At 75.3% G+C, this 7,756-nt stretch carries 4 protein-coding genes and 1 pseudogene; 2 read left to right on the forward strand and 3 right to left on the reverse strand.

All coding sequences use genetic code 11. From position 1 onward, the window contains the following. Positions 1–317 (forward strand): annotated as a pseudogene (locus E1266_RS38460) (pentachlorophenol monooxygenase); the annotation flags it as partial. Here the strand turns inward: E1266_RS38460 and E1266_RS33280 are convergent. After that, complete coding sequence (locus E1266_RS33280; RefSeq protein ID WP_132053924.1) at positions 314–1,804, reverse strand: NAD(P)/FAD-dependent oxidoreductase; 1,491 nt, start codon at positions 1,802–1,804, stop codon at positions 314–316. The pseudogene E1266_RS38460 and the gene E1266_RS33280 sit on opposite strands and share 4 nt — an antisense overlap. Positions 1,805–1,873: 69 nt before the next feature. Here E1266_RS33280 and E1266_RS33285 point away from each other — a divergent pair, with 69 nt between their 5' ends. Beyond that, entirely contained in the window at positions 1,874–4,744 is a 2,871-nt protein-coding gene (locus E1266_RS33285) for a hypothetical protein (protein WP_132053926.1), read from the forward strand. Here E1266_RS33285 and E1266_RS33290 read toward each other — a convergent pair. Together E1266_RS33290 and E1266_RS33295 are read right to left on the reverse strand one after the other, a co-directional pair. After that, positions 4,722–6,410, reverse strand: a complete 1,689-nt coding sequence (locus tag E1266_RS33290; protein WP_207946065.1) for a phospholipid carrier-dependent glycosyltransferase — start codon at positions 6,408–6,410, stop codon at positions 4,722–4,724. The genes E1266_RS33285 and E1266_RS33290 overlap by 23 nt on opposite strands. Before the next feature lie 46 nt (positions 6,411–6,456). Next, positions 6,457–7,756, reverse strand: a 1,300-nt coding sequence (locus E1266_RS33295; RefSeq protein ID WP_243719203.1) for a beta-1,3-glucanase family protein, incomplete at its 5' end; no start/stop codon positions are given.

Below are 7,756 nucleotides of genomic sequence, written 5' to 3' on the forward strand. Positions count from 1 at the left end.
GCCCGCCCGTGCCCGGCGTCCTCTGCCCGGACGGGCCGTGCGCCGTCGGCGGCGAGCGCACCCGCCTGCGCCGCCTGTTCGGCACCGGCTTCGTCGTCCTGACCGCGAACCGCCGGGCCCTGCGGCTGCGGACGGGCGTTCCCCACACGGTCCACGCGCTGGACGAGATCGACGCGGACGGGGTCCTCCGGGAGGCGTTGCGGGCCGGGCCGGACACCGTCCATGTCGTCCGCCCGGACGGGCACCTCGCCGCCGTCCTCCCGTCCGCCGACCCCGGGCCGGTGACCGAGGCACTGCACCGCGCCTGCGGCCGCTAACCCGCCTCGAGGACGGCGCGGGCGGCGTTGTGCCCCGGAATGCCGCTGACCCCGCCGCCGCGCCGCGCGCCCGCCCCGCACAGCAGCACCCGCGGACGCTCGGTCTCCACGCCCCACCGCCCCCGCTCCGCGGGTTCCTCCGCGAACGGCCACGACAGGTCGCGGTGGAAGATGTGCCCGCCGGGGAGGCCCGCCTCGTCCTCCAGGTCGACGGGCGTCTTGGCCTCCAGGCACGGCGAGCCGTCCGGGGCGCGCAGCAGGCAGTCCCCGATCGGCTCGGCGAGCACCGAGTCGAACGACGCGAGGGTGGCGCGCAGGGCCGCCTCCCGCGCGCCCGCCGGGTCCGCGCGGAAGAGCCGCGCCGGCATGTGCAGGCCGAACAGCGTGAGGGTGTGCGCCCCGGCCGCCCGCAGCTCCGGACCGAGAATGGACGGGTCGGTCAGCGAGTGGCAGTAGACCTCGGCGGGCGGCAGCGCGGGAATCCGGCCGGCCTCGGCCTCCTCGAACGCCCTGGCCAGCTGCGCGCGCCCCTCGTTGATGTGGAAGGTCCCGGCGAACGCCTCCTCCGGCCGGACGGACGGGTCGCGCAGCCGGGGCAGCCGGGAGAGCACCATGTTCACCTTCAGCTGCGACCCCTCGGGCATCTCCTCGTCACCGGCCCCGCCCGGCATGTTGACCAGCACCCACCGGGCGGAGACGGCGTGCTCGGCGCCCTCGGCGTCCCGGAACGCCACCTCGCCGGACGGGTCGACCGCCAGCACCTCCATCCCCGTCCGCAGCTCCGCGCCGGCCGCGCGGGCGGCGCCGGCCAGCGCTCCGCTCACCGCGCCCATCCCGCCCACCGGCACGTTCCAGTCGCCGGTGCCGTTCCCGATGACGTGGTAGAGGAAGCAGCGGTTGGCCAGGAGTGACGGATCGGCCGGGTCGGCGAAGGTGCCGATCAGCGCGTCGGTGAGCACCACCCCGCGTACGGTGTCGCCCGCGAAACGCTCGTCGGCCACCTCCCCGATGGGCCGCTCGAACAGATCCCGCCAGGCTTCTGCGTCGTCGACGACGGTCCGCAGCCCGGCCCGGTCGCGCAGCGGCTCCAGCAGCGTCGGCGCGACCCGGGCCGCGACCCGCCCGGCCGTCCCGTAGAACCGCCGCCACGCCTCGGCGTCGGCGCCGAGGGACGCGGCCGTCCGCGCCTCGTCGCCGTTGTCGATCAGCAGCCCGCCGGCGCCGACCGGCGTGTAGGACGCGTACCGCCGCCCCCGCAGCTCGATCTTCAGCCCCAGGTCGCGGACGATCCGCGACGGCAGCAGGCTCACGAGGTAGGAGTACCGGGACACCCGCGCGTCCACCCCGGGGAACACCCGCGCCGAGACGGCCAGCCCGCCCAGGTGGCCGAGCCGTTCCAGCACCAGCACCCGCCGCCCGGCCCGGGCCAGGTAGGCGGCCGCGACCAGCCCGTTGTGCCCGCCGCCCGCGATCACGACGTCGTACATGCGCTCAGCCAATCACAGCGGACGAGAAACGCGTTGGGCGCTGCGCGCCCGGGCGGGATCATGGGGCGCGTGAAGATCCGTCTCGCGTGGGGTGTGGTGGCCTCGGGCCTCGCCGCCTGGGCGGACCGGCCGTCCGGGCCGGTCCGGCTGCCGGGCGGGGCGGACGCGCGCCCGGGGGAGCCCGTCGCGCTCGGACCCGAGGACGCCGCCGAGGCGGACGCCGCGCGCGCCGTCGCCGAACTCGCCCGGCTCGTCCGGGCCGGGGGAGCGGTCGCGGCGGGCGCCGGCGTCGACCTGGGAGCGGGATTCCGGTCCGCGCGGCTGGACGGGGCGCGCGGCGACCAGCGGGACGCCGTCCTGGCCGCGCTGCGGGTCCTCGGTTTCCGCGAGGCGGGACGGCTGGGCGACCGCGGCGGGTTCCTGGTGGCGCTGTTCGGCCCCACGGTCACCAGGCGGGTGGGCGCGGGCGCGGCGCGTGCCGTCGAGGAGGGCCGGTGGGCCGCGCTGCACCTGGCGGTGGCGGCGAGCGACGTGCTCGGGCCGGAGCAACTGGAGCGGGTGCTCGCGCTGGAGATCCCCCGCCTGGACGCCGACATCGTCCCCGGTGACCTCCCGTCGGTGCTCGGGGAGCACCTGAGGCAGGTGCTGGCGCCGGTGCCGCGGCATCGCAGGCTCGATCTGATCCTGGATCTGTGGGCGCGGGTCCTGGAGCACCACGCGGGGATCGCACGGCGGAAGCGGCGGCTGGCGACGCAGAGCGGCCGGGACCGGGTTCCCCGGCTGCGCGAGCGGCGCCGCCACCACGACGACGAGGAGATCCTCGGCATGCTGAGGACGTCCCTCGGCCTCGCGCAGAACCCCTCCCTCGCGGTTGCCGCAAGGTGGACCCCGGACGAACGGTACTGGCGCGACCGGCTCGACCGGATCGTCCAGGACGCGCTCGGCGCCACGGCCCTGCTGCGCACCGCGACGGCGGTCGCCGACCACGGGCTCGACGACGGCCTGGACCGCACGGCCTCCCTCCTCCGGGCGGCGGCGGCGCAGGTCTCCGACACGGTCGCGGCCCATTCCGCGCGGCGCGTCCCGGGGCTCACCGGCATCCCGGCGCGGCCGGCCCCCCACGTCCGCGACCTCTGCCGCAGGCTGTCGGGCGACGCGCCGAGTGACGCCGGGTTCGCCGCCTACGTCAGGCCACGGCTCACCTCCGCCCGCGCCTACGCCCTCGTGATCATCGTGGAGATCGAGGTGATCATGATCGAGATGCTCGGGTACCGCGACGCGACGCTGCGCGAGTGGGCCGCGACGGGGCTGCGGGACTGGCGCGAGGCGGCCGGGTACGAGCGCCCGCCGGGCGACTGGGCCGGCATCCCGCCCTGGTCGGACCCGCTGCTGGACGGCACCGCCCCCCTCCACGCACGGCTCACCGCCGCGGACGACCCCGCCGCCGTGGAAAGGGTCGGTGACCTGCTGTGGTACGCCGACCTGCTCGACGCGCTCGCCCGGCTGCACGGCCACGACCGGGCCCGGGCCCTGCCCGGCACCGGCGCCCCCTGGTTCGACCATGACCCTGAGCCCGTCAGCGAACCTCTGGCCCCCCGGCTCGACTCGGTCACGCTGGCGGTCTCGGGCGCCGCGCAGCTCACCGCGCTCGGCGGCGTCCCGCCGCGCGGTGCCCGGACCTGGTCCGGCCTCACCGAAGGGCTGATGTCGGGCACGGCGGTCGCCGAGGCGCTGACCGGCGACTTCGCCGTCCCCGCCCCGCTGCTCGCGCGGGACGGTCTGGCGGTCCCGGGCGCGGGCGTCCGCGCCAGGGTCGCGCGCAGCGCCCGCGATCTGGCGGATTGGGCCGACTACATGGGCAACTGCATCGCCGGGCCCGGCTACGTGGACGAGGCCCGCGAGGGCCGCACCGGTCTGCTGGGCTTCTACGACGGGCACGGGCTGCTCGCCGTCAACGCCGAGGTGTCCCCGCTGCGGCCCGCGTCGCGGGGGTGGCGGGTCAGCGAGATCGCGGCGAGGTTCAACAACGACCCGGACCCGGCGCTGGAACGGCGGATCCGCGACTGGGTCGCCGCGATCCCGGGCGCCGTCGCCGAGGAGCCCGTCCCGGCTCCGGACGAGCCTCCGCCGGCGCGTCCCGTCCGCCGCCGCGCCGCGCCGCGCCTCGTCGAGGACGCGGGCCCGCCGCTCGGAACGCTGGCCGGGCGGGCCTGGGACGAGACCGCACCCGGGGCCCTCGGCGCGTACGCCGCCGTCGCCGCGACGCCGCCGGACGCCGCGCTCGTCCGGCTGCGCCGCCTGGGTGCGGCACAGCTGACCTCCGCCGTCCGCCGCGCGCTCGACTCCGGAGCGGTCGACCTGATCGGGCTGTGGGCCGCGACGCAGGCCCGCCCCCTCGAAACCGCGCTGGACGCCCTCGACCCGGCGCTGCGCGACCGCTTCGACCGGCTAGGGCTCCTGCTGGGCGAGCCCCCGCTGCCGAAGACGCTGCGCAGGCTCATCAAGATCCCCGTCATCGCCGGCGCCTACAACCTCGACCTGGCGGGCCGCCGGACGCGCCGGGCGATCGGCCGGCTGGCGGTCCAGGACGATCCGGTCATCGCCCGCGCCCTCGCGCACCGCGCGACCGAACCGCTCCTCTGCGCCCTCGTCGTCACCGTCAGCTGCGAGGCCGCCGGATTCGAGGCGGTGCCGGTGACGGCGCCGCGCAAGACCAAGGTCCCCGGCTATCCCGCGACCACGCTCGATGACGAGGACGGCCCATGGCGGCGCGCCCTGCCCGCCGCCCGCGAGCTCGGCGCCGACACCGCCGTCTTCTGGGACGAGGTCGCCGCGCACGGCCTCCGCGTCCCCGCCTCCTGGCTCGCCTCCGGCGGCTGGCCCGCCCTCTGGTCCCGCGCTCACGCCCACCGGACGGTTACGGGCGGTGGAAGACCGTGATGGAGTGGCCGACGTCGCCGACCGGCTCGGCGGTGGCGATCAGGGGGGTCAGCCGCGGGTCGGACTTGGCGATCAAGGTGTTCGACACCACCAGCAGCCCGTGGACCCGGCCTGGCGGGACGGTGAGCGGGTCCGACGCGCGGATGCCGTAGTAGGAGGGGACTCCCTGGCCCTTATAGGCGAGCCAGACCTTCTCGCCGGGGTGCCGTTCCCTGAGGTGGGCGGCGAGGCGGCGGAGGTCCTGGCCCCAGTCGACGTTCGAGTCGTGCAGGTGCCGGTGGGTCTTTGCCGGGCCGCCGAACGCCTCGTTGGAGTAGGGCAGGTAGTACGGGTACGTCCGCAGCGAGCTGACCGCCGTGAACAGCACCAGCGCGCCCGCGATCGCCGGTGTCCAGCGCCGGCGGACGGCGGCCAGGCCGGCCGCCGCCACCGCGAGGAACATCGGGAGGAAGACGGCGTAGCGGACGCCGAGGTCGCGGTCGCCGGTCATGGCCGCGGCCAGCAGCACGGCGGCGGGCAGCAGCACGTACGGCGCGGCGGGCCGGAGCCGCGGCACCGCGAGGAGCGCGGCGCCGCCCGCCGCCCACAGCGCGAGGGTCCCGAGCGGCGTCTTCACCAGCAGCGCGGCCGGGAGGTAGTACCAGAGGGAGCCCTGGTAGACCCGGCCGAACAGGAAGCCCGTCCACCGGAGGTCCTCGAAGCCGAACTGGACGCGCATCCCGTCCCGGAACGGCGCCGGGAACGGCAGCAGGCCGGCGGCGAACCCGCGCAGCCCGCCGATGGACGGCACGTCCGCCGGCGCCGTCCAGCGCAGCCGCGGGTCGACGGCCAGGTAGCTCGCCCACACCACCGCGACCACGAGCACGGTGATCCCTGCGGCCGACGCGGCGCAGGCCGCGAGGAGCCGGCGGCGGGAGGCGGCGCGCTCCCGTCCCGCCGACCACACCGAGAGCGCGGCCAGGCCCAGCAGCAGAGGGATCGCGGGCAGCGCGCTCATCTTGGTCGCCACGGCCGCGCCGAGCGCCAGGCCCGCGAGCGGGAGGCAGAGCCGCGGCCGCCGCCGCGCCCGCCACAGCAGCCATGCCGCCGTCAGCAGGAAACCGGCCATCGGCACGTCGAGCGTGGCCAGCGACCCGTGCGCGATGACGTCGGGGGAGAAGGAGTACAGGGCGAGCGCCCCGAGCCCGCCGAGCGGTCCGGCGAGGTCGCGGGCGAAGGCGAAGACGACGAGGCCGAACAGCAGCGTCAGGACGATGACCGGGAGTCGTGCCGCCAGCAAGACGCGCTGCGCGTTGTTGCCGGAGCCGTACAGGAAGTGCCGTCCGGCCGCGTACTGGCCGCCGGTGTAGGCGGCGTCGAGGTGCGCCCCGCTGAGGGCGATTCCGACGCCGATGAGCAGCTTGCCCAGCGGCGGATGCTCGGGGTTGTAGCGCAGGTCGTGCTCGTACACGTAGTACGCGCCCGTCCCCGCGTACACCGGCTCGTCGTTGGTCGGGGACTGCCGCGCGGCGGCGGTCAGCATCGCCGCCGCCATCTGGGCCAGCAGCACCGCGGCGGCGAGGGCGGTCAGCCACCGCCGGTGCCGCCGCAGCGCTCCGAAACGGCCCGCCGGCGTCTCGCGCGGAGACGCCGGCGGGTGTCCCTGCTCGGTGGACAGCGAGGTCACGCCACCACTTTCGCATCGGGACGGTTCACGTCACGCCCGCATCAGGTCACCACGGCGTCAAGCCGATCGCGGCGGAGGCCGGGGAGCCGTCGTGGACGAGGGACTCGAACCCGCCGACGTCGTCGAACGGGAATCCGTAGGCCCTGCCGTCGGCCATGTTCGCGTGGACGATCCGCGAGTAGTGGTTGGTGACCTCCCGCGTGTAGAACTGGCCGGCGTCGTAGGTGGGCTGGGTGTCCAGATGGCCGAGCGTTGAGCGGTGCAGCGCCGCGCACAGCGTCCGCGCGATCGGGCCGACCACGTGGTCGTTGGGCGCGTGGAGCCTGCCGTCGCAGCCGAACACGTCCTTGGTGGTGGGCTTCTGGAACGAGGCCACCACGGCGCCCGTGTCGTCGGTGAAGTGCATGGCGCCGCCGGCGTCGGTCCGGCCGGAGAACCGCTTCTGCGGCTCGTGCTGGAATGGCACGACGGTCAGCGTGCGCGTTCTGTAGGCGTCCCAGGCACTGCCGATGTACCCGTCGAGGTAGGTGGAGCCGAAAACGCCCGCGTCGATTCCCTTCGCCGGGGAAAGGACGCGGAGCCGCAGACCGTCCGCGCGTGTCGTGACCAGACTGGTCCAGTCTCCGGCCTGGCCTTGTACGGCGTCGAAGATGCGTTCCCGGCCATTCGGTACGAGTACTCCCGTCCGTGTCGTCGCGCCCGCGCCGTTCGTGACCGCGACGGAATGCGGGATGCTGAACATGTCGACCTGGGAACTGTTGAGCCAGAGCCCGTCGGCATTGAAGGTGAATTCACTCCAGTCGAATACGACGTCGTGGTTGGGATCGCTCGGATTCCACGGCGCCGGCTGGACGAGTCCGTCGGGCGTGAGGAAGAAACTGATCTTCTCCCCGATCGAGAAGTACACGCGCCCGGAAAGGCCGCGCGGAATGCGGATCGTCTTCGCCGCGCCATTGGCGGGGCCGCTGATCGAGACGTCGGGAGCGGGGCTCGGCGGGATCGAACCCGCAGGCCAGGGCGTGAACGTCCCCGCCTCGTCGACATATCCGAGCCGGCCGGTGCCGATGTTCACGCCGACCACGTACAGGTGCACCTGCCCGGTGCGCCCTGAATTGTTGGTGATGGTCATCGGCAGTACATCCCGGATCGCCGCGCGCGCCGGTGTGAGCGGCACCTGTAGGAGCACGCCGGCGAGTACGGCCGCGATGACGGCTGCGAGTGGACGGAACGCCCTTCGCGTGAACGGCGTCGTCACCGTGAGCGGTGCGCCGGTGGCGGGCAGGGCGGTTCGGGCCGCGGTGAAGAGCGCGCGGCGGCGGGATTTCCAGGGGGAGCGGGAATGGGGC

Origin of the sequence: Actinomadura sp. 7K534 (assembly GCF_004348575.1) — a bacterium.
Taxonomy (GTDB): Bacteria; Actinomycetota; Actinomycetes; order Streptosporangiales; family Streptosporangiaceae; genus Spirillospora; species Spirillospora livida.